This window comes from Veillonella sp. T14073-2 (assembly GCF_002959875.1).
GTDB lineage: Bacteria > Bacillota > Negativicutes > Veillonellales > Veillonellaceae > Veillonella > Veillonella infantium.
On the sequence record NZ_PPDC01000001.1, the window covers coordinates 113,297 to 139,143 of the forward strand.

The window sequence follows — 25,847 nt, forward strand, 5'->3', positions numbered from 1 at the left end:
TCTGTTTCCCTCCTTCTTAAGCTCTTTCTTTAACTACTACTGTTACATGGCTAGTGCGTTTCAAAATTTTGAAAGCTTGACCACGGGAACGAGGATGAATGCGTTTTAATGTAGGGCCTTGATCAACGAAGATCTCGGATACGTAAAGATTGTCAACATTCATATCGAAATTATGTTCAGCGTTTGCGATTGCAGAACGCATAACTTTTTCTACTACATCAGCGCCAACTTTCGGAGTGAACTTCAAGATGGCAAATGCTTCGCCGATGTTTTTACCGCGCACTAAATCTGCAACGATACGGATTTTACGAGGCGCGATTCGGATATGTCTAGCGATTGCTTTTGCTTCCATGTATTATTTCCTCCTATTTTTTGCCTGTAGATTTTTCGTCCTTACCATGACCTTTAAAAGTACGTGTAGGAGCGAACTCACCTAATTTATGACCTACCATATCTTCTGTAATGAATACAGGTACATGTTTGCGACCATCATGCACAGCAATTGTGTGGCCTACAAAACTTGGGATAATAGTAGAGGCACGGGACCAGGTTTTTACAACTTTCTTTTCGTTAGTTTCGTTTAAAGCTTCAACTTTCTTAAGCAAATGATCTGCTACGAAAGGGCCTTTTTTAATAGATCTGGACACTATTTTATCTCCTTTCCTTTATCCTATTTTGTACGACGTTTAATGATTAAGCTGTTAGAAGCTTTTTTCTTGTCGCGAGTTTTAACACCATGTGCTGGTTTGCCCCAAGGTGTAACAGGATGTTTACGACCAACAGGAGATTTACCTTCACCACCACCATGTGGATGGTCACAAGGGTTCATTACAACACCACGGTTGCCAGGGCGAACGCCCATCCAACGATGACGACCAGCTTTACCAATTACAAGATTGCTGTGGTCAGCGTTACCAACAACACCTACTGTTGCACGGCACTCTTGACGAACACGACGCATTTCACCAGATGGTAAACGAAGAATAGCATAGCCATTATCTTTACCCATCAATTGAGCAGATGTACCAGCGGAACGAACGATTTGGCCACCTTTACCGATTTTCAATTCGATATTATGGATTTGTGTACCGTCTGGAATATTAGCCAATGGTAAGCAGTTACCAGGTTTAATATCGGACTCAGGACCGGAGAATACAACGTCACCAACTTTTAGACCGTTAGGAGCTAAAATGTAGCGTTTTTCACCATCAGCGTAGTTAAGCAAAGCGATACGAGAAGAACGGTTAGGATCATACTCGATTGTTGCTACTTTAGCTGGAATATTATCTTTAGTACGTTTGAAGTCAATAATACGATATTGACGTTTATGACCGCCACCTTGGTGACGAACTGTCATTTTACCAGTATTGTTACGACCACCTTTTTGAGAAATCTTAGCTAGCAAAGATTTTTCTGGTTTGCTTGCTGTGATTTCGTCGAAGGCGGATACTGTCATAAACCGGCGACCAGCGGAGTACGGTTTAAATGATTTAATTGCCATTAGTGGGCCTCCTTACAACTAGACTCTTAGACACCTTCAAAGAATTCAATGGATTCGCCAGCTTTTAAAGTAACGATAGCTTTTTTGTAATCGCTACGTTTACCTTGTGTACGACCCATGCGTTTAGTTTTACCTAAAACGCGAATAGTAGCTACTTTTTCTACTTTTACATTGAAGATTTTTTCAACTGCTTGACGGATTTGCACTTTATTTGCAGTCAAAGGCACACGGAAAGTGTATTTGCCTTCTTCCATAAGCATAGTGGATTTTTCGGTAATAACCGGGCGGATTAGTACATCATGTAATTGCATTATCCAAGTACCTCCTCGATTTTTGCGACAGCACCTTTAGTAATGAAGAGCTTATCGTAATGAAGAAGATCGAAAATGTTCATACCTTCGCAAGCCAATGCTTTAACACCTTGGATGTTGCGAGCGGAACGTTCAACATTTACATCACCTTCTGTGATGAACAATACTTTTGCATCACCAACGTTGAAGCTATTGATAATGTTCAACACTTCTTTAGTTTTAGGAGCTGCTAATGTGATTTCTTCCAAAACGTATAATTCGCTATTATTCACTTTATCGCTAAGAGCAGATTTAACTGCCAAACGTCTAGCCTTACGAGGCATAGCTTTGTAATAGCTGCGAGGTTGTGGACCAAATGTAGTACCGCCACCAATCCAGATTGGAGAACGGCTGGAACCGGAACGTGCACGACCAGTACCTTTTTGTTTCCAAGGTTTGCGGCCACCGCCACGAACCATACCTCTAGTTTTTGTTGCATGTGTGCCGAGACGTTCGTTAGACAATTGACGAACTACGGCTTGATGCATAACGGCTTCGTTTACTTCAACGCCGAATACTGCATCGTTTAACTGTATTTCACCGACTTTAACGCCGGATTGATTATATGTTGCTACTGTAGGCATTACATAATCCTCCTTTCGACAAATGATTATTTAACAGGTTTAACCGTGTTGCGAACCATAACCAAGCTACCTTTAGCGCCTGGGATACCACCTTTAACCAACAAAAGGTTACGTTCAGCATCAACTTTCACAACGGATAAGCGTTGTACGGTAACTCTGTAACCACCCATTTGTCCAGGGAGTTTTTTACCTTTGTATACCTTACCGCCGCCACCGGAGATCATAGGACCGATGGAACCAGGTTCACGGTGAGATTTGGAACCATGAGTTTCAGGACCACGGGAGAAGTTATGGCGTTTAATTGTGCCAGCAAAACCCTTACCTTTACCTGTACCCACTACGTCCACCAATTCACCTTCTGCGAAGATATCAGCTGCCAGAGTTTGGCCTACTGTGTAGTCAGCTGCATTAGCTACGCGAACTTCGCGAAGATATTTAACTGGAGCTACGCCAGCTTTGTCGAACTGACCTTTTACAGGTTTTGTTAAATGTTTTTCTTTAATGGAACCGTAACCAATTTGTACTGCTTCGTAGCCGTCTGTTTCAACAGTCTTAACGCGCACTACAACGCTTGGGGTAGTTTCCACTACTGTTACAGGAACTAATTGGCCTTCTGCTGTGAAGACTTGAGTCATTCCTAATTTTTTACCCAAAATAGCTTTAGACATTATCGCACCTCCTTATAGTTTTATTTCAATAGATACACCAGCTGGTAAATCTAAACGAGTGATAGCATCTACTGTTTTCGAATTTGGTTCAAGAATATCGATTAAGCGTTTATGTGTACGCATTTCGAATTGTTCACGAGAATCTTTGTTTACGTGTACAGAACGAAGAATTGTGAAGATATTCTTTTCTGTTGGCAATGGAATCGGACCAGATACCATAGCGCCATTTCTTTTTGCAGTGTCTACGATCTTAGCAGCGCTTTGATCGAGAGCTTTGTGGTCGTATGCCTTAAGGCGAATACGGATTTTTTGCTGTTTAGCCATTATTAATAATTCCTCCTGTCGTCCATTTCGTGAATGGGCTGCTCCATAGAAATTCTCCTCCGCAGAGGCAACCTTCTACTTCATAGTTTAAAAACACAACACTAGAGCGGCATTACTGCCGCTCTGAATGCTGCATGTATTGTGCTCAACGCATCACTACGATGAGCATAAAAGGTTAAATTAACCTTCGATTTCAGTTACAACGCCAGCGCCTACTGTATGGCCACCTTCGCGGATCGCGAAGCGAAGACCTTCTTCGATAGCGATTGGAGTGATCAATTCGATATCCATTGTTACGTTATCGCCAGGCATACACATTTCTACACCTTCTGGAAGGTTTACAACACCTGTTACGTCTGTTGTACGGAAGTAGAATTGTGGACGGTAGTTGGAGAAGAATGGAGTATGACGGCCACCTTCTTCTTTAGTCAATACGTAAACTTCTGCTTTGAATTTTGTGTGTGGTTTGATGGAACCTGGTTTAGCCAATACTTGACCACGTTCGATGTCTTTACGGTCAACACCACGAAGCAACGCACCTACGTTGTCACCTGCTACTGCAGAGTCCAAAGTTTTGCGGAACATTTCAAGACCAGTTACTACGTATTGTTCAGCTTTTTCTTTCAAGCCTACAACTTCTACTGTGTCGCCTACGTTTACTTGACCACGTTCAACACGGCCAGTTGCTACTGTACCACGACCAGTGATTGTGAATACGTCTTCCACAGGCATCAAGAAAGGTTTGTCAGTATCACGAACTGGAGTTGGGATGTAGGAGTCTACAGCTTCCATCAATTCGTCGATTTTAGCTACATATTGAGCATCGCCTTCCAAAGCTTTCAACGCAGAACCTACAACGATAGGTACTTCGTCGCCAGGGAATTCGTAGGAAGAAAGAAGTTCACGAACTTCCATTTCTACTAATTCGATCAATTCTTCGTCATCAACCATGTCAGCTTTGTTCAAGAATACTACGATTGCAGGAACACCAACTTGGCGAGCCAACAAGATGTGTTCGCGAGTTTGAGGCATAGGGCCGTCAGCTGCGGAACATACCAAGATAGCGCCGTCCATTTGAGCAGCACCAGTGATCATGTTTTTAACATAGTCAGCATGGCCTGGGCAGTCAACGTGTGCATAGTGACGGTTAGCAGTTTCATACTCAACGTGTGCAGTGTTGATTGTGATACCACGTTCACGTTCTTCTGGAGCTTTATCGATCATGCTGTAGTCTTGGAAGTCAGCTTGGCCTTTTTCAGCCAATACTTTAGTGATTGCAGCTGTCAAAGTAGTTTTACCATGGTCAACGTGACCGATTGTACCGATGTTAACATGCGGTTTCGTACGTTCAAATTTTTCTTTTGCCATTTTAAATTATCCTCCGAGGAAAATAGTAATTCTATTAATCTAATGTAAGATTAACCGTTTTTCTTTGCTTGAATTTCTTCAGCAATTTTCTTAGGAACTTCTTCGTAATGATCGAATGTCATGGAGTAGTTACCGCGACCTTGAGTTTTGGAACGAAGGTCTGTTGCGTAACCGAACATTTCGCTCAATGGAACATATGCTTTGATATGTTGGTTACCATTACGAGCTTCCATGCCGTCCATGCGACCACGACGGGAGTTCAAGTCACCGATAACGTCGCCCATGTATTCTTCAGGAACGTCTACTTCTACGGACATATATGGTTCAAGCAATGCAGGATCTGCTTTGCGAGCACCTTCTTTAAAGCCCATGGAACCAGCGATTTTGAAGGCCATTTCGTTGGAGTCAACGTCATGGTAGGAGCCGTCAAATACGATAACTTTGATGTCAACCATTGGATAACCAGCGATAACACCGGATTCCATAGCTTCTTTAACACCATTTTCAACAGGTCCGATGTATTCACGAGGAATTGCACCACCTACGACCTTATTTTCAAATTCGAAGCCAGCACCTGGTTCTTGAGGAATTAATTCCAACCAGCAGTGACCATATTGACCACGACCACCAGATTGACGAACGAATTTACCTTCAGCTTTAACAGCTTTACGGATAGTTTCGCGATAAGCTACTTGAGGTTTACCTACGTTACATTCTACTTTGAATTCACGGTTCATACGGTCAACGATGATATCCAAGTGAAGTTCGCCCATACCGGAGATAATAGTTTGACCTGTTTCTTCATCAGTACGAACTTTGAAAGTAGGATCTTCTTCTGCCAAACGAGCAAGAGCTGTACCCATTTTTTCTTGGTCAGCTTTTGTTTTAGGTTCAACAGCAACGGAGATAACTGGTTCAGGGAACTCCATGGATTCAAGAATTACAGGATTCTTTTCATCACAAAGAGTATCACCAGTAGTAGTATCTTTCAAGCCTACAGCTGCAGCGATGTCGCCAGCGTAAACCATGTCGATTTCTTTACGAGTGTTAGCGTGCATTTGAAGAATACGGCCAATACGTTCTTTCTTACCTTTTGTGGAGTTGAAAACGTAGGAACCGGATTCCAATGTACCGGAGTACACACGGAAGAACGCTAATTTACCAACATAAGGGTCAGCCATGATTTTGAATGCCAATGCGGAGAATGGCTCTTCATCGGAAGAAGGACGAGTTGTTTCTTCTTCAGTACCAGGAACTACACCTTTAATAGCTGGAATGTCGATAGGAGCTGGCATGTAATCTACAACAGCGTCCAACAACATTTGTACACCTTTGTTTTTGTAGGAAGAACCACAAAGAACTGGGAACAATTGGTTAGCGATAACCGCTTTACGCAATGCTGTTTTCAATTCTTCGATGGAGATTTCTTCACCTTCCAAATATTTCATCATGATATCGTCATCAGTTTCAGCGATAGCATCGATCATCATTTCGCGACGAGCTTCAGCTACTTCTTGATATTCTGCTGGGATATCAGTGATTTCATATTCTTTACCGTCATCGGATTTGTAAATTTCCGCTTTCATAGTCATCAAATCGATGATGCCTTCGAAAGTATCTTCAGCGCCGATTGGCACTTGGATAGCTACGGAATTTGCACCCAAACGGGATTTCATCATATCAACTACGTTGAAGAAGTCAGCACCTACTGTATCCATCTTATTTACATAAGCGATACGAGGTACGCCGTAGTTAGATGCTTGACGCCATACTGTTTCGGATTGAGGTTCAACGCCACCTTTAGCACTGAACACCGCTACGGAGCCATCAAGTACACGTAGAGAACGTTCTACTTCTACAGTAAAGTCAACGTGACCAGGAGTATCGATGATATTGATACGATGATCTTTCCAGTGACATGTTGTCGCCGCAGAAGTGATTGTGATACCACGTTCTTGTTCTTGCGCCATCCAGTCCATCGTAGCAGCACCTTCATGTACTTCGCCGATTTTGTGAACAATACCTGTATAGTAGAGGATACGTTCTGTAGTTGTTGTTTTACCAGCATCGATGTGAGCCATGATACCGATATTACGAGTTTTTGCTAGGGAAAACTCTCTTGCCACAGTTGTCACCTCTTATTACCAACGATAATGAGCAAATGCTTTATTAGCTTCTGCCATTTTATGAGTATCTTCTTTTTTCTTGATTGCAGCGCCTGCATTGTTGAAAGCGTCCATCAATTCGCCTGCTAAGCGTTCTTTCATAGTGCGTTCACCACGAAGACGAGCATAGTTTACAACCCAGCGAATACCGAGTGTTTGACGGCGATCAGCACGAACTTCAACTGGCACTTGGTAGTTCGCACCACCGATACGGCGAGCACGTACTTCAAGTACAGGCATAACATTTTTCAATGCTTGATCAAAAACTTCCATTGGGTCTTGACCCATTTTGGAACGAATAATTTCGAATGCATCATATACGATAGTTTCAGCAATGCCTTTTTTGCCATCGTACATAACTTTGTTAATGAAACGTGTTACTAATTTGCTGTTGTACACCGGATCTGGAAGTACATCACGTTTCGGAACAGGGCCTTTTCTTGGCATGTTCAATTCCTCCTTTATAATGATGTGTGTTAGTTTCGTTTAATGGCTAAAATTATTTTTTAGCTTTTTTCGCGCCGTATTTGGAACGACTTTGCATACGGTTTTGTACGCCAGCTGTATCCAATGCACCACGAACGATGTGATAACGCACACCTGGAAGGTCTTTTACACGACCGCCTCTGATAAGTACAACACTGTGTTCTTGTAAATTGTGACCAATGCCTGGGATGTAAGCAGTTACTTCAATAGCGTTTGTCAAACGTACACGGGCAACTTTACGAAGCGCGGAGTTTGGTTTCTTTGGAGTAGCTGTGTACACACGAGTACATACACCACGTTTTTGTGGAGATTCTTGAAGTGCTGGAGCTGTAGATTTTTTAGTCAAGCTCATGCGACCTTTGCGTACTAGCTGATTAATTGTTGGCATTTGGGCACCTCCTTTCCAAATTTGAGATTTATAATTGATCCGTCATAACAAAGTGTTACATCGGATATTACCAAGATTAACGTAGGATACCTACCGCTGTGGCCCGCACCTTAATGCGACACGCACGACCAAGGTCATCCATAGTGTGCTTGTCATTCACAGGTATTCCCTGTTCAGCACAAGCATTTCGTATAGGTCCAACTACACTTTCATCACTATCATGTCCTACGAACACATACTTCACAGTCCCTCGTGCAATGTTTTTCAACGTTTGCTTGGCACCGATTGTTTTGTTCATCGACTTCAGATGGGCAATGTCCATAGTAAAATTCTCCTTACGAAATTATGCTACTTAGGCATACTTGCCCCTGAGCACTATGTAAGTATACCAATTACACAAGCACATGTCAAACGTTTTTCAACGCTCTACACCGCTATACAACTGCATTTTATGTGTACACGTTTCCGTGCGTTTCACAACGGCGAATCATATAACAATATATGTAATTTTTATGCAAAAATGGTTGTTTTATTCTCATTTTTATACACTACTTTCATATTATTTTAATTAATCACATTTTATGTATGCATAATTGATATAACAGAAAAATAAATAGTCATTTTTTAGTTCAATTTTATTAACCATATTCAATATATCTATATTATTAAACTTATAGGTTTATTTATTCTATCCGAAAATTTCATCTTAACAGAGAAATTTAGTATTTATAAAAAAGAGCGTGCCCTAAGGCACGCTCTCTTCTATTGCAATAGATTATTCTTCTACAGCAGTTTCTTCTGTAATATCGATGATTTCAGGTGTGTTTTTAACAACCTCAATCTTACGGTAACGGCTCATACCAGTACCAGCAGGAATCAATTTACCGATGATTACATTTTCTTTTAAGCCCAATAATGGATCGATTTTACCTTTGATAGCAGCGTCGGTAAGAACACGTGTTGTTTCTTGGAAGGACGCAGCAGACAAGAAGGAATCCGTAGCCAATGCAGCTTTAGTAATACCCAACAATGTACGTTTGCCTGTAGCATTTTCACGGCCATTAAGAGTAAGTCGACGGTTTTCTTCGTCAAAGGTATTAACGTCGACCATATCCCCTGGAAGCATATCTGCATCGCCAGCTGTTTCAACTTTTACTTTATGAAGCATTTGACGAACGATAACTTCGATATGTTTATCGTTAATTTCTACACCTTGAGATTTATATACTTTTTGTACTTCGTAAACGAGGTAACGTTGAGTTGCTTCAGTACCCATTACGCGCATAATATCGTGAGGATTGATAGAACCTTCAGTCAAACGAGCGCCCAAGGATACAACATCACCGTCTTTAACGATAATACGAGAACCATAAGGGATTAGGTAATCGAGTTCAATACCGTCTTCACCAGTGATGAAGATAGTATTAGTACCTTTTTTACCTTCGTTAGGTACAACGCGAACTGTACCTTCGTTTTCTGCGATGATAGCATTACGTTTTGGTTTACGCGCTTCGAACAATTCTTCGACACGTGGTAAACCTTGTGTAATATCGTCACCTGCGACACCACCTGTATGGAATGTACGCATTGTCAACTGAGTACCAGGTTCACCGATGGATTGCGCTGCAATAATACCTACAGCTTCACCAACTTGAACTTGACCACCTGTACCAAGGTCGCGACCATAGCACTTGCGACATACGCCATAAGGGCTGCGGCAAGTTAATACGGAACGGATTTTAACTGTTTCATAGTGTTTTACAACTTCATCAGCCAATGGTTCTGTGATTTCACCGTTAAGAGGAACGATAACTTCGCCAGTTTCTTTATTAACCAATTCTTCAGCTGCAATACGACCTACGATACGATCTTTTAATGGTTCAATAACGCCAGTACCTTCAACGATGGCTTCCACTTCGATACCGTGAATTTCATTGTTGCGTACTTGTACTTCTTTTACATCGGAGTTAAGGATAGCTTCGATGCCTTCTTCAGTAAGGCGTGTGTTAGCAGGGAAGATTTCTACACCTTCGCTGTCAACGATGGCATTAACAGTATCTTTGTTCAACATATTTTGAACCATAGTTTCTTTTAATGTTGCACGGATGCTGTCATCGCTTTCACCAAGAATAATTTTTTGAACCAAATTAGTATGGTTGATATCGCTATCAGAGCCTAAGTGAGCACCGCGCAATGCAACAGATGTAACACCAGATTCAGCAATATCAACTAAGCATTGTTCGTCCAAGATAGTTTCAGCAGGAACAACAAGTTCGCCTGTTTCTACGTTCACTACATCTTTATCTAGCACACGGCCAATAAGTTTATCTTTCAACAATTCCAATGCTTGACGTGGAGAAGTAGCCAAACGAGCGCGTTCACGAACGAGATCGATACCTACAACATCACAATCGTCCTCACGAACGATAACGTCTTGAGATACGTCAACAAGACGACGAGTCAAGTAACCGGAGTCAGCTGTACGAAGAGCTGTATCGGCCAAACCTTTACGAGCACCGTGAGAGGATGTAAAGTAATCCAATACAGTCAAACCTTCTTTAAAGTTTGCTTTGATTGGCAAGTCGATGATACGACCGGATGGATCGGCCATCAAACCACGCATACCAGCAAGCTGACGGATCTGTTGTTTGTTACCACGGGCACCAGAGATAGCCATCATGTAAACAGGGTTGAAGCCATCTTTATCGCGCGCCATATTATCCATCATGGCATCAGTAACATCTTCTGTTGCTTGAGTCCACAATTGAATAGTTTTACGGTAACGTTCTTCTTCTGTAATAAGACCACGACGATACAAACGAGATACTTTTTCTACCTCTTGTTCCGCTGTGTCTAATAAACCAGTTTTTACTTCTGGTACTTTAATATCTGCAATAGCTACAGTCATACCTGCGCGACGTGCGAAGGAGTAACCCAAGGATTTAATACGGTCCAAGAGTTCTGCAGTCTTTTCATTGCCAAACAATTGGAAGCATTGGTCAACCAATTTACCAACTGTTTTCTTATCCATAACCTTACCTAAAGAGTAAGTGCCATCTTCGCGTTTTTCATATTGCCACAATTCTGGGAATAGCGCATTGTTGAAGATCAAGCGACCTGCAGTTGTTTCTACACGGCCATGGTCAGGCAAACGAATATAAAGAATATCTTGCAAGCCAATAATATGAGATTCGTATGCAAGCATTACTTCATCATAAGTAGCAAATGTTTTTGCTTTATCACGAGTATCTTCACGTACAACTGTTAAGTAGTATGTACCCAAGATCATATCTTGAGATGGTACTGCTACTGGCTTACCGTCCTTAGTGGACAAGATATTATGGCTGGAAAGCATCAATGTACGAGCTTCCGCTTGTGCTTCTACGGACAATGGTAAGTGACATGCCATTTGGTCACCATCAAAGTCGGCGTTGAAGGCTGTACATACTAATGGATGCAATTTGATAGCACGGCCTTCCCAAAGGATTGGTTCGAAGGCTTGAATACCAAGTCTATGCAATGTAGGGGCACGGTTCAAGAGAACCGGATGTTCTTTGATTACCTCTTCCAAGGCTTCCCATACACCAGGACCGATTCTTTCTACTTGGCGTTTAGCAGCTTTAATGTTGGATGCTTGACCACGTTCTACCAAACGTTTCATAACGAAAGGTTTGAACAATTCCAATGCCATTTCTTTAGGCAAACCACATTGGTGCATTTTAAGCTCAGGACCTACTACGATAACGGAACGACCAGAGTAGTCAACACGTTTACCAAGCAAGTTTTGACGGAAACGACCTTGTTTACCTTTAAGCATATCGGACAAGGATTTTAATGGACGGTTACCAGGGCCTGTTACAGGACGACCACGGCGACCATTATCGATCAATGCGTCAACAGCTTCTTGAAGCATACGTTTTTCATTGCGCACAATGATATCAGGAGCACCTAAATCTAACAAACGTTTTAAACGGTTGTTACGGTTGATAACACGACGGTACAAATCATTGAGGTCAGATGTAGCGAAACGACCACCATCTAATTGAACCATAGGGCGCAATTCAGGTGGGATAACAGGAACAACATCCATAATCATCCATTCTGGACGGTTGCCAGATTGACGGAATGCTTCTACCACTTCTAAACGACGAACCGCACGGATTTTACGCTGACCACTTGCAGTGTTCAATTCTTCGCGCAATTCAGCATTCAATGCTTCAAGATCAAGTTCTGCTAAAAGAGCTTTTACAGCCTCAGCACCCATGTCGATACATGCGAAGAGAACTTCTTCAGCAGCACCTAATTCATAGCGCTCTTCACGAGTTAGTTCTTCGTATTCTTTATCTGCTTCTGGGATTGTTGCATCATCGCGAAGAGCAGCATTATAGCGCTCTTTGCGTTGTGCTTCACGAACGATAGCTAAACGTTCGTTACGTTGAGCTACTGTTTCGATTACGACGGATTTACCACCGATAGTATAACCGTCTTCGTTAAATTGAGCTTCATATTCGCGGTACTCTTGCTCGGACAACAATTGGCGTTTTGCCAATGGAGTACCAGCTGGATCTACTACGATGTAGGAAGCAAAGTATAATACGCGTTCCAAGGAACGTGGGGATACATCAAGGATAAGGCCCATGCGGGATGGGATACCTTTAAAGTACCAAATGTGAGATACAGGAGTAGCCAATTGGATATGGCCCATACGTTCACGACGCACTTTTGCACGTGTAACCTCTACACCACACTTATCGCAGACTACGCCTTTATGGCGAATGCGTTTATATTTGCCGCAGTGACATTCCCAGTCCTTTGTTGGTCCAAAAATGCGTTCGCAGAATAGACCATCACGTTCTGGCTTCAACGTACGGTAGTTAATAGTTTCAGGTTTCTTAACTTCCCCATGAGACCAAGCTAAGATCTGCTCTGGAGAGGCTAAACCGATTCGCATGGAATCGAATTCATTTACGTCTAGCACTACTATCGCTCCCTTCCTTATAGATAGTTTTAGTCTTCATCGTTAGAGGAATCGCCCATTGGGAATGCCAATTGGCTAAGGATATCGTCTTCACCGCCGTTATCAGCTGGTGCTTCTTCCTCTACTTCTGGCTCTACTACAGTTACTTCATCAGTTTCTACTGCACTGCCATCCATAACTTCTTCAATACCAGTTTCTACCACTTCATCTTCGTCATCAAGTTCTTTCATAACAACTTCTTCTTGATCTTCATTCAAGATTTTTACATCAAGACCAATACTTTGAAGTTCTTTGAGCAATACCTTGAAGGACTCAGGTACACCTGGTTCAGGGATGTTTTCGCCTTTAACGATTTTTTCGTATGCTTTCACACGACCAACAACGTCGTCAGACTTAACAGTTAATAGCTCTTGAAGTGTATAAGCTGCGCCATATGCTTCGAGAGCCCAAACTTCCATTTCCCCGAAACGTTGACCACCGAACTGAGCTTTACCGCCCAATGGTTGTTGTGTAACAAGGGAGTACGGACCTGTGGAACGAGCATGGATTTTATCGTCAACCAAGTGATGGAGTTTAAGCATGTATACGTAACCAACAGTTACACGGTTATCCATAGGTTCACCAGTACGACCATCGTACAATACTGTTTTACCATCATCGGAACGACCAGCAATGCCTAATGTTTCAAATACGTCTTTTTCGTGCGCACCATCAAATACAGGTGTAGCAATATGAATACCTGCTACATCTGGTTTTGGCATGCCATATGTTTCATAGTCGTAACCAAGGCCTTCGAGTTCTTGACGAATTTCAACGCGTTTAGCACGAGCAGATTCAATATGGTTCAATGTAGTTTTAACTTTATTAATAGCTTCTAATTCTTCTACAAGAGCTGGATCCATTTCTGGAGCATCTTCTTCAGAGTCGAAGAATTCTACATGAAGTGCATTGTATTTAGCTTCAATAGCTTTAAGTTCTTGATAACGAGCTTCGCCGCCAAGAGCTTCAAGTTTCTTTTGCGCTGCAGATTCTACATGGCCAAGAATTTGAGATTTTAAGTCGATGATTTTTTCATCGATGTCGAAATGAGGAACTGTCACATCTTCTTTAGCTTTTGCTTCTAATTCTTCAATTTCAGCATATAAGCCGCGAATAGCGTCAATTTGTTCCCAATAAGATGCATCAGTACGAGCTTCTTTCAATACATTTTGAATGTGAAGGTCTGTAGCTTTGATTTTCATACCTAAGCCTTGAACAGCCCAACCCAAGTGAGTTTCAAGAACCTGACCGATGTTCATACGAGAAGGTACGCCCAATGGGTTCAATACGATTTGTACTGGAGTACCATCTGGAAGGAACGGCATATCTTCTTTTCTCATAACGCGAGAAACGACACCTTTGTTACCATGACGGCCCGCCATTTTATCGCCTTCGTGAATCTTACGTTTTTGAGCGATATATACGCGAACAAGTTTATTTACCCCTGGTTGTAATTCGTCGCCGTTTTCACGAGTGAAGACTTTAACGTCTACTACTTTACCAGATTCGCCATGAGGTACGCGCAAGGATGTGTCGCGAACTTCACGTTCTTTGTCGCCAAAGATAGCGCGCAATAAACGTTCCTCTGGAGTAAGTTCAGTTTCACCTTTTGGTGTTGCTTTACCTACGAGGATATCACCAGGATGTACTTCTGCACCAATGCAGATGATACCATCTTCATCAAGGTTTTTAAGAGTGTCATCACCAGTATTAGGCAATTCGCGAGTGATCTCTTCAGCGCCTAATTTAGTGTCGCGCGCATCACATTCGTATTCTTCAATATGAATGGATGTATAAATATCTTCTTTGCAAAGTTCTTCACTAAGCAAGATCGCATCTTCGTAGTTATAACCTTCCCAAGGCATGAACGCTACAAGAACGTTATAACCTAATGCCAATTCGCCGCCATCAGTAGCAGGACCATCAGCCAATACTTGACCTTTTACAACATGGTCACCACGATTAACGATTGGTTTTTGGTTAAAGCATGTGGATTGGTTGGAACGAAGGAATTTGTTCAAACGGTATGTATCTACACGACCATCGCTATCGCGAAGAACGTGGATTTCATTACCCCAGCAACGTACAACTTTACCAGCTTCACGTGCAAGTACGCAAACACCGGAATCAGTCGCTGCTGTATATTCCATACCTGTACCAACAAGTGGAGCTTGCGCACGCAAGAGTGGTACCGCCTGACGTTGCATGTTCGCCCCCATCAAGGCACGGTTAGCATCATCATTTTCAAGGAATGGAATCATAGCTGTACCGATGGATACAACTTCTTTTGGACTAACGTCCATGTAGTCAACCTTATCAGGTGTAACTTCTAATACATCATGACCACGACGACAAGCTACGTGTTCATTAGTAAAGTAACCTTCAGCATCGATTGGAGAGTTCGCTTGAGCAATTGTCATGCCTTCTTCTTCATCAGCTGTCATATATACAACGGAATCAGTTACACGAACCTTAATAACTTTGTCTGCATCTTCGCCTTTACCATAGATTTTTTCAACCTTACGGTATGGAGCTTCAATGAAACCGAATTCATTTACTTTCGCATAGTTAGACAAGGAGTTGATCAAACCGATGTTTGGACCTTCTGGAGTTTCGATTGGACACATACGGCCATAATGAGAATGATGCACGTCACGAACTTCGAAGCCTGCACGCTCACGGGATAAACCACCAGGGCCAAGGGCAGATAGACGACGTTTGTGAGTCAATTCTGCTAATGGGTTTGTTTGGTCCATGAACTGAGACAATTGGGAAGAACCAAAGAATTCTTTGATCGCTGCCACTACAGGACGAATATTAATCAACGCTTGAGGCGTGATAGATTCAATTTCTTGAATTGTCATACGTTCACGAACAACACGTTCCATACGAGTTAAACCAATACGGAATTGGTTTTGCAACAATTCACCTACGCAACGAAGACGACGGTTACCCAAATGGTCGATATCATCTGTGTGACCTGCACCATCCATAAGGTTGAGCAAGTAAGAGATGTTAGCGATCATATCTTCCCGTGTTACTGTACGGTGATCGAATGGCAAGTTGCAGTTATTACAGATAACTTTGGACTCTACACCATCGTTATTTACGATGTAGAATTCGGCGAAACCTTCGCCATCGAATACATGGCTATTAGCAACGATATCAAGTTGTTCTTCCCCAACTTGTACACCTGCATCAAGGATAATTTCGCCAGTCTCTGGATCTACGATTGGTTGTGCCAATGTTTGACCCAACATACGTTGACGCCAGCCAAGTTTTTTATTCAATTTGTAACGACCAACGCGCGCTAAGTCATAACGGCGTGCGTCGAAGAACAAGTTGTCGAACAAGTTACGAGCGGACTCTACAGTAGGAGGCTCGCCTGGACGTAATTTTTTATAGATTTCAACCAAGGCTTCATCAGCAGATTGAGTTGTATCTTTTTCTAATGTACGAACGATGCGTTCATCATATACTGGTAAACCATCTTCATCAGTTTTACCATTCCAGAAGAGGTCAAGGATGCTTTCATTAGTATCCCAACCTAATGCACGTACCAATACAGTAGCTGGTAATTTACGGTTACGGTCTATACGAACAGCAACAACTTCGCTTGCATCAGTTTCAAGCTCGATCCATGCGCCACGGTTAGGAATAACTGTAGAATCGTACAAACGGTTACCCATTGTATCGATTTCTTTATTGTAGTAAACGCCTGGAGAACGTACCAATTGGGATACGATAACACGTTCTGCACCATTGATGATGAAAGTACCTGTATCAGTCATCAATGGGAAATCGCCCATGAATACTTCTTGTTCTTTAATGTCCATATTTTCGGGATCATTATTTACCAAGCGAACATTTACACGAAGTGGTGCTGCATAAGTAGCATCACGGTTTTTACATTCATTAATATCATACTTAGGTTCACCTAAGCTGAAACCTTCGAAAGAAAGTACTAGATTACCTGAATTGTCTTTAATCGGAGAAATATCGTTGAAAATATTTTGTAAACCACTCTCCAAGAACCACTCATACGATTTACGCTGAATGTCCAATAAATGCGGCATCTTGATAACTTCGTTAATTTTAGCGTACGTATAACGAGTTCGTTTGCCTACCTGTTCAGGTTTGAACATATTTGCTTTCACCCCTATCAAAACACACTGGTCTACCATTTTCTATAACGGCATGGAAAAGACATCTTACAGGTCTCAGTTTTCCTGCTCAGATAACGCCAAATAAAGCAAGGCCCATTTTATTTTTAAAATAACCTTGCTTTCCATTAACCAAGCACAACCTTGGAAGAAAACCTCATCACTATTCAAGTTATAGTTTTTATATCCAAAAGCAGGAAACGCTACTTTTGCAATATATAATTTTATCAGTATTAAAAAAGACTGTCAACCAAAAGGGTTGACAGTCTTTCATTTTCATGCTTTATTCATGTATCAAAACAAATTACTATATTAGTTGCCTTTTTGTTTTAAAAGATTGGCACCAGCAATACCAGGGCGAGTCATTTCCTTAGGAGAAAGAATATGATTGATTTCATCTTCAGTCAACAAACCTTTTTCCAAGATGATGTCACGAATAGCACGGCCAGTAGTATAAGCTTCTTTCGCAAGTGAAGATGCTGTTTCATAGCCAAGATGTGGCAACAATGCTGTTACGATACCAACGGAACGATTCAACCAGTATTCGCATTGTTCACGGTCTACTTCAAGATCGATAAGCAATTTATCAACAAATGTATTTACACCGTTTTTGAGGTAGCAAAGATTATTGAACAAGTTGTATGCCAATACAGGTTCCATTACGTTCAATTCAAATTGACCATTTTCTACAGCCAATGTAATTGTAAGGTCATTACCGATAACTTGGTAACAAACTTGGTTCAATACTTCGGCGATAACAGGGTTAACCTTACCAGGCATAATGGAAGAACCAGGTTGACGAGCTGGTAATTTCAATTCCCCAATACCACAACGAGGACCAGATGCCATCAAGCGGAAATCGTTAGCCATTTTAATCAAAACAAGAGCTGTTACTTTTAAACCACTGGAGATATCTGCAAAGATATCTGTATTATTTGTAGCATCAATTAAGTTTTCAGCTGTATAGAATGGTTCACCTACTACTTCGCTAAGTTCGTAAGCTACATCATGAATGTAGCCAGGTTCAGCATTAAGACCTGTACCAACTGCAGTAGCACCCATGTTGATTACGTGTGCCCCTTCAACAGCAGATTTAATACGTCTAATACCACGGCGGATACCAGATGCATAAGCCCCCATTTCTTGACCTAATGTAATTGGTACCGCATCTTGTAAGTGAGTACGACCCATTTTCAAGATTTCGCTGTATTCTTCAGCCTTTTTCTCGAGCTCATCAACGAGGCGTTGTAATGCTTCAAGTAAAGGTTTAGATTTCAAAATAGCACATACCTTAATAGCTGTAGGGAACGCATCGTTTGTGGATTGCGCCATGTTACAGTGGTTGTTAGGGCTTACGATATCGTAGCTACCTTTTGGATGACCTAAAATTTCACAAGCTCGGTTAGCCAATACTTCGTTCATATTCATATTTACAGAAGTGCCTGCACCACCTTGGATTGGGTCAACTGGGAATTGATCAGCAAATTTACCTTCAATTACTTCGTCTGCAGCTTGTACGATTGCTTTACCTATAGATACGTTTAAGCGACCAGTTTTCATATTCGCTAATGCAGATGCTTTTTTAACCATCGCCAATGCTTTGATAAAGTCTTGGTCCAAATGTTTACCTGTAATATGGAAGTTCTCTAATGCACGAATTGTTTGTACACCATAATATAATTCATCAGCTACTTCTAATTCACCTAAGAAATCATGTTCTTTTCTCATAATAAATCCTCTTTCTACTATTTTATAGTTAAAATAGTACTTTAATGAAACGGTTTTATCTTACGCGCTCATTATAGCATGTATTTTGTATACATAAAAGTCATTTCATGTATTCTGTACAAACAATATTCTATACAATATATTATTTCATAAATAATTCTTTTGTAGCTATTTCTATTTCATAAATAATTCTTTTTGTAACTATTTCTGTATTGTAAAAGATCCAACTTTAACTTTCATCGGTTTAATTATTACACGCCCTATAGTACAATAATATAAACTATGTAAGTAAGGAGTCACTATGATTAACAATCACATGCTGCGCATAGGTGCGCTTTTTTTATTGACCGTACTGAGTTACGGTTTCTATAACGCCTATCTTCCCATAACAGATCCGGTAGAATCCAACTATGTGTTATCTGCTATTACAATGTTAAAACATAACTCATGGATATCCCCCATGATATATGACCAAGTTTGGTATGATAAACCGCCCCTCACCTATTGGGCACTCATGATCAGTTATAAACTATTTGGCATATCTGACTTTACATCACGTATACCGAATACGCTTATTGCCGGTAGCAGTGTAGCACTTATGTATCATCTTGTATATCGCATTAAAGAATCTAAGCATATAGCTCTTATAAGTGCTCTGATTTTACTTAGTGCCTTACAGTTTTGGTACATTTCACACGCAGTCATAACAGACGGCTTTCTCTTTTTCTTTTCATTAGCCATCTTTGGCTATTCCTATCTAGCCTTTGCCAAGAACGACAAATATTCTATGGTAAAAGCTTACGGAGCAGCCGCCTTAGCAGTGGTAACTAAAGGACCGGTCGGTATTGTTCTGCCTGGATTAATACTACTACTATTTATTGCTATACGATGGTTTACCCAAAAAGATAATGATGACTACTCTCTAAATAAGGATATTAAATTACTATTTAATCCTTTTGGAATTTTCCTATTTATAATTCTTGCTAGTCCATGGTACATTGCCATGTATTCAATTCACGGTCAAGAGTTCATATCTGGTTTCTTAGGCCTTCACAATATGGAGCGAGCACTAGTTTCTGAACATCCGAAATTCAACGTTTGGTATTATTACTTAATCATTGTCCCTATTGCACTTTTACCTTGGACACCATCAGTTATTTATCAACTCAAAAGTATTAAATGGAAAGAAAATTTTTATCTTCTTGGGGCTATCTGGTTTATAGTGATTGTATTATTTTATTCTCTAGTAGCGACCAAGTATATAACCTATACTTTACCAGCAATAATCCCTTGTATTATCTGGGGAGCTGAGGCTATTACAAATAGCTTTTACAATAAGATTACTAGTTTTAAATATATTGTTACCATTCCATTAGCAATATATGTCCTCTTATTCCTAGTAGCCAGCATAGTAACACCTGAATTAAATTCAGTACCATTAATCGTTGCATTAATATTAATTGTGTTATTTGCGTTATTTGCGTTATTAGCAAAACAGTATAACAACAATAAGTTACCACTATCAATTTATTTAACTATACCTTTAACCATTTTATATACGGCAATCACTATAACTGTAACTCCTATTTTATTTGATCAATCCGGGATTCAATTCAAACCATATATTGAATCAAATACGCAACCTACCTATATATACAGTACATACTATACATCAATTTTGTATTATACCGGAGATACTCCAACACAAGTATTTGTACATACTACAGATAACCCTCTATGGACAGCAGGCAAAACATTAATGCCAACCATAACAGTAGAGGAGTTTGAAAAAAGAGTATCCATAGAAAAAGGTGCTATCATTATTGTGCCAAATAAATATATCAAAGAATTTACTAGTTCCCCGATCAATATAATAGCAACAGAAGTTGGTAAAAGCGGAGCTGCTAGAATTTATCAAATTCATTAACTACCGATTTGATGTAGCTATATCAGTTCAATACTATATTGTTATCTGGGTTATAGGACAAAAAGTGTTGCTATTTCAGTCCAAAAGATTGGTAAATAGGCGATCATAATTATGCAAATCACTCCAAACAATAGCATCACCCCAAGTTGGAATAGAGGCTTCTAACCTAGACTGTTCATGTATGGTATGATATATATCAGAAATACTCTTGTTGGTCGGCATAACCTTAAGTATTTCTGCATTAGAAAGCGGGTTCGGTGAGTGCATATAGCACCACCAGAACACCGCTTTTATTCGTCTTTCAATAGACATTCCTCTATGATTACGTAACATAGCGCGTAACTGAGCATTTACGCCACCTTCTATACGATTATTAGTAGCTGGACAGGTACATGTTAACGATGTATCTAAGTAAGTAAACAAACATCTTTTATTGATTAATTTAACTAAGGAATTTTCTGCTTTTATAAGTCGTTCGTGTTTAGGTCGTATCGTACCATTTTCATCAACGGTCATTTCTGATAGAAATACTCTATGTCGCACTTTCCATGACATAACGTTTTGTACCCACTTCACGGCATGATCTTGCGTGTGTATCGTTAATAAATCCCTTGCAATTCCATATAATTCACAGCCAGCAATTGTTTTAGGACGTATTGTTGTATAGCGTTTTACTTGTTGAAATGCGTGAAATAAGCATCTTTGTAGTTTGGCTTTCGGCCAAACTTTTTTTAATGCCTTTTGAAAGCCGGTACCACCATCGGATACAACTACTGTAGGTGATGAAATACGTCGTAATAAAGCCTCCCAAGCCTTAGAGTGTTCATATCTACAAACATACCATCCTAAGACATGCGTCTCATTACAACAGATTAAAACGCAAGCATTTCTAGCTAAATAAATACCATCAACAAATGCTACGCTACTTGATGATTCAACTTTTGGTGGTAACGGCCAAAGATCCCAAAACTGTGATGTTTTTCTCCGAAATGAACGTCCATCACCAGCCATATCTAACTGTGTGTGTTTACCAAATAACCAATCCAAAAACATCTGTAAATTATTGTTAGTTTTATTCACTTTATTTGTGAATGAGCAAGAACATTGATTACAATACCAACGTTGAGAACCCGCATTTGTTTTACCATTTTTCTTACAAACGAAACCACAACTAGGGCATCTGACTAGTTTCATAATTATACTCCTTCTAAAAAATATATCTTTCTAGAAAGATAAAACCTTATTTGAGCCAGTAAAATCAAGGGGGTTCAGACTTTTTAGCAACACTTTTTGTCCTATATTTAAAAGTTACTCAAAAAGATAAAATGCCGATAGAGCCAGTATTTAACTAGCTCTATCGGCATTAACAGCAACACTTTTTGTCCTATAACCCTGTTATCTTTAGGTAATTATAATTTTTACGTACTATAATGTACATTCATGACAATCTATACCATTTAATGGTAAACAAAAAAGGCGTACCCGAGGGTACGCCTTTTATTATGGCTAGAATTATTTCAATTCTACAGTTGCGCCAGCTTCTTCCAATTGAGCTTTCAAAGCTTCAGCTGCTTCAGTAGCTACGCCTTCTTTTACAGGTGCAGGAGCGCCGTCAACGATAGCTTTAGCTTCTTTCAAGCCAAGACCAGTTGCTTCACGAACAACTTTGATTACGTTGATTTTGGATGCGCCAGCATCTTTCAAGATTACGTCGAAGGAATCTTTAGCAGCGCCGCCTTCAGCACCACCAGCAGCTGCTACAGCTACAGGAGCTGCTGCAGTTACGCCAAATTCTTCTTCAATTGCTTTTACAAGATCATTAAGTTCAAGAATAGTTGCTTCTTTCAATTCAGCAACGATGTTTTCAATGTTCAATGCCATTTTAGTTTTCCTCCATAAAATAGTTTATTGTATCAGTCTTAAGCGACCAATTGATAATGCGCAGAAATTATTATTCTGCAGCTTCTGCAGGTTGAGCTTCTGCAACAGCTTTGACAGCGTATGCAACGTTGCGAACAGGTGCTTGCAATACGGAAAGCAACATGGAAAGCATGCCTTCGCGGTTTGGAAGAGATGCAATTGCTTTAACGCCTGCAGCGTCCATAACTTCGCCTTCAACGATACCAGCTTTAACTGTTACAACTTCTTTCTCAGTAGATTTGATGAATTGTTCAATTACACGAGCAGGTGCAACAGCATCTTCTTTAGAAGTAGCCAATGCAGTTGGACCTTCCAAATGCTCAGCGAAACCTTCAAGATTCAATTCATTTGCAGCAATGCGAGTCAAAGTATTTTTGATTACTTTGTATTCAACACCTTCAGCCAACATTTTGCGGCGAAGATCAGTTGCTTGCGCAACAGTCAAACCAGAGTAACCAATCAATACAGCGCCTTTTGCTTCAGAAAGAGTTTCTTTCATTTGAGCAACGATTGCTTTCTTTTGTTCAGTGACAGCCATTAGATTACCTCCTTGTAGATTTTTTGGTGCTCTATGTACTATCTTAGCGTAAAAAACGACCCCATCGCACGCGATGAGGTCGAACTAGTCCTAGATTGTTCTAGTGTCAGCCTCAGCGGGCGGATTTTCATCCATTATACATACCAGCCGTCTACAGCTAAGAGACATATGTGATTATTGCTCTTTTGTAACGTTGCTCAATTTGAACACGTTCAAAGGCACACCAGGGCCCATTGTAGCGGACAAGGTTACAGATTTAATGTATTGACCTTTAGCTGCTACAGGTTTAGCCTTGATAATAGTATCAACGATTGTACGGTAGTTGTCAAGTAATTTTTCTTCATCGAAGGACGCTTTACCGATGGAGCAAGAGATAATACCTGCTTTATCAGTACGGTATTCGATTTTACCAGCTTTGATTTCGTTTACTGCACGAGCAACGTCTGGAGTTACTGTACCAACTTTAGGGTTTGGCATCAAGCCTTTAGGACCCAAGATTTTACCAAGACGGCCAACTTGACCCATCATGTCTGGTGTAGCAACTACTACGTCGAAGTCGCTCCAACCACCTTGGATTTTAGCTACTAACTCTTCAGAACCTACGAAATCTGCACCAGCTTCTTCAGCTGCTTTAATATTGTCGCCTTTTGCGAATACAAGAACGCGTTTAGTTTTGCCAGTACCATGAGGCAATACTACTGCACCACGAACTTGTTGATCAGCGTATTTAGGGTCGACATTCAAGTTGAAAGCGATTTCAACTGTTTCATCGAAATTTGCAGTTGCAGTTTTCTTAACCAACTCGATTGCTTCTACTGGTTCGTAGAACTTACCAGCTTCAATAAGTTTTACTGCCTCAGCGTATTTCTTACCTACTTTTGCCATTATAATATCCTCCTTATGTGGTCAAACGGGAATTCCCTCCCACCGATTTGCGCCTTATGCGCAAGTCGTACGCTTATTAGTCAACGATTTCAATGCCCATGCTGCGAGCAGTACCTTCTACCATGCGCATACCTTGTTCTACGGTATTAGCATTCAAGTCAGGCATTTTCAATTCAGCAATTTCACGAACTTTATCGCGACCTACTTTTGCTACTTTATCACGGTTAGGTACACCAGAACCTTTTGGGATACCTGCAGCTTTTTTCAATAATACTGCAGCTGGTGGAGTCTTAGTGATGAAGTCGAAGCTACGATCTTCATATACGTTAATAACTACTGGGATAATTAAGCCAGCTTGTTTAGCAGTACGTTCGTTGAATTCTTTTGTGAAAGCAACGATGTTAACACCTGCTTGACCTAGTGCAGGACCAACTGGTGGTGCTGGAGTAGCTTTAGCGGCTTCAATTTGTAGTTTTACTTGTTTAACTAATTTCTTAGCCATGGGTAATTAAACCTCCTATGCTTATACTGTGGTGGTAACGGATATATATCCTCCCACTGGCAACCAAAATCGATTGCTCTTTTTTAGAGTTATAATATATATATTAAAGAGCTTTCTCAATTTGAGAGAACTCTACCTCTACCTCGGTATCTCGGTTGAACATTTCTACATTAAGTTTCAATGTTCCTTTTTCAGGGTTAAGTTCGGTAATAACACCTAGTTTATCTTCAAAGGCCCCGGACGTAATGCGTACCGTTTCACCAACTTCTACATCGATGTTGATGCTTGGTTTCTTATCCAAGCCCTGAGACTTAAGTATATGTTCTACTTCGGAATCAGAAAGTGGAACTGGTTTAGTGGCAGAGCCAACGAAACCTGTTACACCTGGTGTGTTGCGCACAACATACCAAGAGCGGTCGTTAACTTCCATTTCAACCAATACGTACCCAGGAAATATCTTACGTTTTACTACTTTTTTAACCCCATCTTTTTCGTCAATTTCGTCTTCAAGAGGTACCAAAATTCGGCTAATCACATCTTGTAGACCCATAGACTGAACTTTAAGTTCAAGAGTGGTTTTAACTTTATTTTCGTAGCCTGAATAGGTATGAATTACATACCACTTCTTATCTGCTTCCATGAAATGGCCCCCTTATCCAACAAAGTGCAACAACGTATTAAAAAGTTGGGCAAAGACTGCATCAAGTACATAGATAATAAAGGCGATGAAAATCGTCACTAAGAATACTACTATTGTGTAATTGATGAGTTCTTTTTTTGTTGGCCAGACTACTTTTTTAAGTTCAGCTTTCACACCGCGGAAGAATTTTCCAAATCCACCACGCTGCTGCACTGCTGAGTTAGACTTTGCCATTGTTTCACATCCTCAAATCAACAGGTAATGAATGATAAGAATTATTTTGTTTCACGGTGTAATGTATGTTTACCGCAGAATTTGCAATATTTCATCATTTCAATACGATCAGGATTGTTCTTTTTGTTCTTGTTCGTTTGATAGTTACGTTGTTTGCAATCTGTGCAAGCTAAAGTAATGGCATTACGCATCCGGATACACCTCGCTTTGTATTTACTAAATCTGTCTCTTGTACTCGAAAACGCTCGACTACATACTAAAGAAATATATCATACGTAGCAAGCTATGTCAAGAATTTTGAGCAACTCAAAAAAGCCAGGCACATGTACCTGACAGGGATAGTATAACAAAAAATGGCGTCCCTTGTCTATAAAGGAACGCCATTAATATGGTACTAAATCATCACATATTTTTCATACATTTTATGCCCTTAACTCATACAGTTAAATAGAATTAATA

At 40.5% G+C, this 25,847-nt stretch carries 24 protein-coding genes; 1 reads left to right on the top strand and 23 read right to left on the bottom strand.

The window, feature by feature from the left end; genetic code table 11:
* Window positions 1-16: 16 nt before the first annotated feature.
* The 15 genes from rplV to VCHSUH04_RS00710 all read right to left on the bottom strand — a co-directional run bounded on the left by rplV (window position 17) and on the right by VCHSUH04_RS00710 (window position 18,742).
* A complete protein-coding gene (gene rplV / locus VCHSUH04_RS00640; protein WP_004695112.1) occupies window positions 17-352 on the bottom strand; it encodes a 50S ribosomal protein L22 in 336 nt (111 codons plus the stop codon).
* Between the two features lie 13 nt (window positions 353-365).
* Window positions 366-647 (bottom strand): 30S ribosomal protein S19, encoded by a 282-nt coding sequence (gene rpsS, locus VCHSUH04_RS00645; RefSeq protein WP_060923779.1) that lies wholly within the window; start codon window positions 645-647, stop codon window positions 366-368.
* A gap of 23 nt (window positions 648-670) precedes the next feature.
* On the bottom strand, window positions 671-1,501 hold the full coding sequence (gene rplB / locus VCHSUH04_RS00650; RefSeq protein WP_005385496.1) for a 50S ribosomal protein L2: 831 nt from the start codon (window positions 1,499-1,501) through the stop codon (window positions 671-673).
* 26 nt (window positions 1,502-1,527) lie between these two features.
* Window positions 1,528-1,812, bottom strand: coding sequence for a 50S ribosomal protein L23 (gene rplW, locus VCHSUH04_RS00655; RefSeq protein WP_004695108.1), 285 nt, complete (start codon window positions 1,810-1,812; stop codon window positions 1,528-1,530).
* Complete coding sequence (gene rplD / locus VCHSUH04_RS00660) at window positions 1,812-2,435, bottom strand: 50S ribosomal protein L4 (RefSeq protein ID WP_005377066.1); 624 nt, start codon at window positions 2,433-2,435, stop codon at window positions 1,812-1,814. The genes rplW and rplD overlap by 1 nt, the downstream gene beginning before the upstream one ends.
* Window positions 2,436-2,461: 26 nt before the next feature.
* Window positions 2,462-3,103 (bottom strand): 50S ribosomal protein L3, encoded by a 642-nt coding sequence (gene rplC, locus VCHSUH04_RS00665; RefSeq protein ID WP_004695102.1) that lies wholly within the window; start codon window positions 3,101-3,103, stop codon window positions 2,462-2,464.
* A 12-nt stretch (window positions 3,104-3,115) separates the two neighbouring features.
* Window positions 3,116-3,427 carry a 30S ribosomal protein S10 gene (rpsJ, locus tag VCHSUH04_RS00670; RefSeq protein WP_004695100.1) on the bottom strand — a complete coding sequence of 104 codons (312 nt, stop codon included), beginning with the start codon at window positions 3,425-3,427 and terminating at the stop codon, window positions 3,116-3,118.
* Between the two features lie 180 nt (window positions 3,428-3,607).
* Complete coding sequence (tuf, locus tag VCHSUH04_RS00675) at window positions 3,608-4,795, bottom strand: elongation factor Tu (protein ID WP_105084924.1); 1,188 nt, start codon at window positions 4,793-4,795, stop codon at window positions 3,608-3,610.
* 50 nt (window positions 4,796-4,845) lie between these two features.
* Entirely contained in the window at window positions 4,846-6,921 is a 2,076-nt protein-coding gene (fusA, locus tag VCHSUH04_RS00680) for an elongation factor G (RefSeq protein WP_105083569.1), read from the bottom strand.
* A 15-nt stretch (window positions 6,922-6,936) separates the two neighbouring features.
* Window positions 6,937-7,407 carry a 30S ribosomal protein S7 gene (rpsG, locus tag VCHSUH04_RS00685; RefSeq protein ID WP_004693556.1) on the bottom strand — a complete coding sequence of 157 codons (471 nt, stop codon included), beginning with the start codon at window positions 7,405-7,407 and terminating at the stop codon, window positions 6,937-6,939.
* Window positions 7,408-7,459: 52 nt separating this feature from the next.
* Entirely contained in the window at window positions 7,460-7,834 is a 375-nt protein-coding gene (gene rpsL, locus VCHSUH04_RS00690) for a 30S ribosomal protein S12 (protein WP_004693554.1), read from the bottom strand.
* Between the two features lie 76 nt (window positions 7,835-7,910).
* Window positions 7,911-8,156: a ribosomal L7Ae/L30e/S12e/Gadd45 family protein gene (locus VCHSUH04_RS00695; RefSeq protein WP_005385487.1), complete on the bottom strand. Its 246-nt coding sequence runs from the start codon at window positions 8,154-8,156 to the stop codon at window positions 7,911-7,913.
* Between the two features lie 453 nt (window positions 8,157-8,609).
* A complete protein-coding gene (gene rpoC / locus VCHSUH04_RS00700) occupies window positions 8,610-12,812 on the bottom strand; it encodes a DNA-directed RNA polymerase subunit beta' (protein ID WP_105084925.1) in 4,203 nt (1,400 codons plus the stop codon).
* A gap of 29 nt (window positions 12,813-12,841) precedes the next feature.
* Window positions 12,842-16,996, bottom strand: a complete 4,155-nt coding sequence (rpoB, locus tag VCHSUH04_RS00705) for a DNA-directed RNA polymerase subunit beta (RefSeq protein WP_105084926.1) — start codon at window positions 16,994-16,996, stop codon at window positions 12,842-12,844.
* 330 nt (window positions 16,997-17,326) lie between these two features.
* Entirely contained in the window at window positions 17,327-18,742 is a 1,416-nt protein-coding gene (locus VCHSUH04_RS00710; RefSeq protein WP_105084927.1) for an aspartate ammonia-lyase, read from the bottom strand.
* Window positions 18,743-19,043: 301 nt separating this feature from the next.
* On the opposite strand from VCHSUH04_RS00710, the gene VCHSUH04_RS00715 reads away from it, so the two are divergent.
* The gene (locus tag VCHSUH04_RS00715) at window positions 19,044-20,669 is read left to right on the top strand and encodes a glycosyltransferase family 39 protein (RefSeq protein ID WP_105084928.1); all 1,626 of its coding nucleotides are present in this window, start codon (window positions 19,044-19,046) and stop codon (window positions 20,667-20,669) included.
* Between the two features lie 75 nt (window positions 20,670-20,744).
* Here VCHSUH04_RS00715 and VCHSUH04_RS00720 read toward each other — a convergent pair whose 3' ends face one another.
* The 8 genes from VCHSUH04_RS00720 to rpmG form a co-directional block, all read right to left on the bottom strand.
* Window positions 20,745-21,863, bottom strand: coding sequence for an IS1249 family transposase (locus tag VCHSUH04_RS00720; RefSeq protein ID WP_105084929.1), 1,119 nt, complete (start codon window positions 21,861-21,863; stop codon window positions 20,745-20,747).
* Between the two features lie 318 nt (window positions 21,864-22,181).
* The gene (gene rplL / locus VCHSUH04_RS00725; protein WP_005385476.1) at window positions 22,182-22,550 is read right to left on the bottom strand and encodes a 50S ribosomal protein L7/L12; all 369 of its coding nucleotides are present in this window, start codon (window positions 22,548-22,550) and stop codon (window positions 22,182-22,184) included.
* 70 nt (window positions 22,551-22,620) lie between these two features.
* Entirely contained in the window at window positions 22,621-23,127 is a 507-nt protein-coding gene (gene rplJ / locus VCHSUH04_RS00730) for a 50S ribosomal protein L10 (RefSeq protein WP_105084930.1), read from the bottom strand.
* A gap of 174 nt (window positions 23,128-23,301) precedes the next feature.
* Window positions 23,302-24,012, bottom strand: a complete 711-nt coding sequence (rplA, locus tag VCHSUH04_RS00735) for a 50S ribosomal protein L1 (protein WP_005385473.1) — start codon at window positions 24,010-24,012, stop codon at window positions 23,302-23,304.
* A 76-nt stretch (window positions 24,013-24,088) separates the two neighbouring features.
* The gene (gene rplK / locus VCHSUH04_RS00740; RefSeq protein WP_004693535.1) at window positions 24,089-24,514 is read right to left on the bottom strand and encodes a 50S ribosomal protein L11; all 426 of its coding nucleotides are present in this window, start codon (window positions 24,512-24,514) and stop codon (window positions 24,089-24,091) included.
* Window positions 24,515-24,617: 103 nt separating this feature from the next.
* The gene (gene nusG, locus VCHSUH04_RS00745; RefSeq protein ID WP_005385471.1) at window positions 24,618-25,154 is read right to left on the bottom strand and encodes a transcription termination/antitermination protein NusG; all 537 of its coding nucleotides are present in this window, start codon (window positions 25,152-25,154) and stop codon (window positions 24,618-24,620) included.
* Window positions 25,155-25,166: 12 nt separating this feature from the next.
* Window positions 25,167-25,388, bottom strand: coding sequence for a preprotein translocase subunit SecE (gene secE / locus VCHSUH04_RS00750; RefSeq protein WP_005385468.1), 222 nt, complete (start codon window positions 25,386-25,388; stop codon window positions 25,167-25,169).
* A 41-nt stretch (window positions 25,389-25,429) separates the two neighbouring features.
* Window positions 25,430-25,579 (bottom strand): 50S ribosomal protein L33, encoded by a 150-nt coding sequence (gene rpmG / locus VCHSUH04_RS00755; protein ID WP_004693530.1) that lies wholly within the window; start codon window positions 25,577-25,579, stop codon window positions 25,430-25,432.
* Between the last annotated feature and the right edge of the window lie 268 nt (window positions 25,580-25,847).

Coding starts and splice junctions, on each gene's coding strand:
- rplV (WP_004695112.1), bottom strand. CDS start 352: ATGGAAGCAAAAGCAATCGCTAGACATATCCGAATCGCGCCTCGTAAA.
- rplB (WP_005385496.1), bottom strand. CDS start 1,501: ATGGCAATTAAATCATTTAAACCGTACTCCGCTGGTCGCCGGTTTATG.
- rplW (WP_004695108.1), bottom strand. CDS start 1,812: ATGCAATTACATGATGTACTAATCCGCCCGGTTATTACCGAAAAATCC.
- rplD (WP_005377066.1), bottom strand. CDS start 2,435: ATGCCTACAGTAGCAACATATAATCAATCCGGCGTTAAAGTCGGTGAA.
- rplC (WP_004695102.1), bottom strand. CDS start 3,103: ATGTCTAAAGCTATTTTGGGTAAAAAATTAGGAATGACTCAAGTCTTC.
- rpsJ (WP_004695100.1), bottom strand. CDS start 3,427: ATGGCTAAACAGCAAAAAATCCGTATTCGCCTTAAGGCATACGACCAC.
- tuf (WP_105084924.1), bottom strand. CDS start 4,795: ATGGCAAAAGAAAAATTTGAACGTACGAAACCGCATGTTAACATCGGT.
- rpsG (WP_004693556.1), bottom strand. CDS start 7,407: ATGCCAAGAAAAGGCCCTGTTCCGAAACGTGATGTACTTCCAGATCCG.
- rpsL (WP_004693554.1), bottom strand. CDS start 7,834: ATGCCAACAATTAATCAGCTAGTACGCAAAGGTCGCATGAGCTTGACT.
- VCHSUH04_RS00695 (WP_005385487.1), bottom strand. CDS start 8,156: ATGGACATTGCCCATCTGAAGTCGATGAACAAAACAATCGGTGCCAAG.
- rpoB (WP_105084926.1), bottom strand. CDS start 16,996: ATGTTCAAACCTGAACAGGTAGGCAAACGAACTCGTTATACGTACGCT.
- VCHSUH04_RS00710 (WP_105084927.1), bottom strand. CDS start 18,742: ATGAGAAAAGAACATGATTTCTTAGGTGAATTAGAAGTAGCTGATGAA.
- VCHSUH04_RS00715 (WP_105084928.1), top strand. CDS start 19,044: ATGATTAACAATCACATGCTGCGCATAGGTGCGCTTTTTTTATTGACC.
- VCHSUH04_RS00720 (WP_105084929.1), bottom strand. CDS start 21,863: ATGAAACTAGTCAGATGCCCTAGTTGTGGTTTCGTTTGTAAGAAAAAT.
- rplL (WP_005385476.1), bottom strand. CDS start 22,550: ATGGCATTGAACATTGAAAACATCGTTGCTGAATTGAAAGAAGCAACT.
- rplJ (WP_105084930.1), bottom strand. CDS start 23,127: ATGGCTGTCACTGAACAAAAGAAAGCAATCGTTGCTCAAATGAAAGAA.
- rplA (WP_005385473.1), bottom strand. CDS start 24,012: ATGGCAAAAGTAGGTAAGAAATACGCTGAGGCAGTAAAACTTATTGAA.
- rplK (WP_004693535.1), bottom strand. CDS start 24,514: ATGGCTAAGAAATTAGTTAAACAAGTAAAACTACAAATTGAAGCCGCT.
- nusG (WP_005385471.1), bottom strand. CDS start 25,154: ATGGAAGCAGATAAGAAGTGGTATGTAATTCATACCTATTCAGGCTAC.
- secE (WP_005385468.1), bottom strand. CDS start 25,388: ATGGCAAAGTCTAACTCAGCAGTGCAGCAGCGTGGTGGATTTGGAAAA.
- rpmG (WP_004693530.1), bottom strand. CDS start 25,579: ATGCGTAATGCCATTACTTTAGCTTGCACAGATTGCAAACAACGTAAC.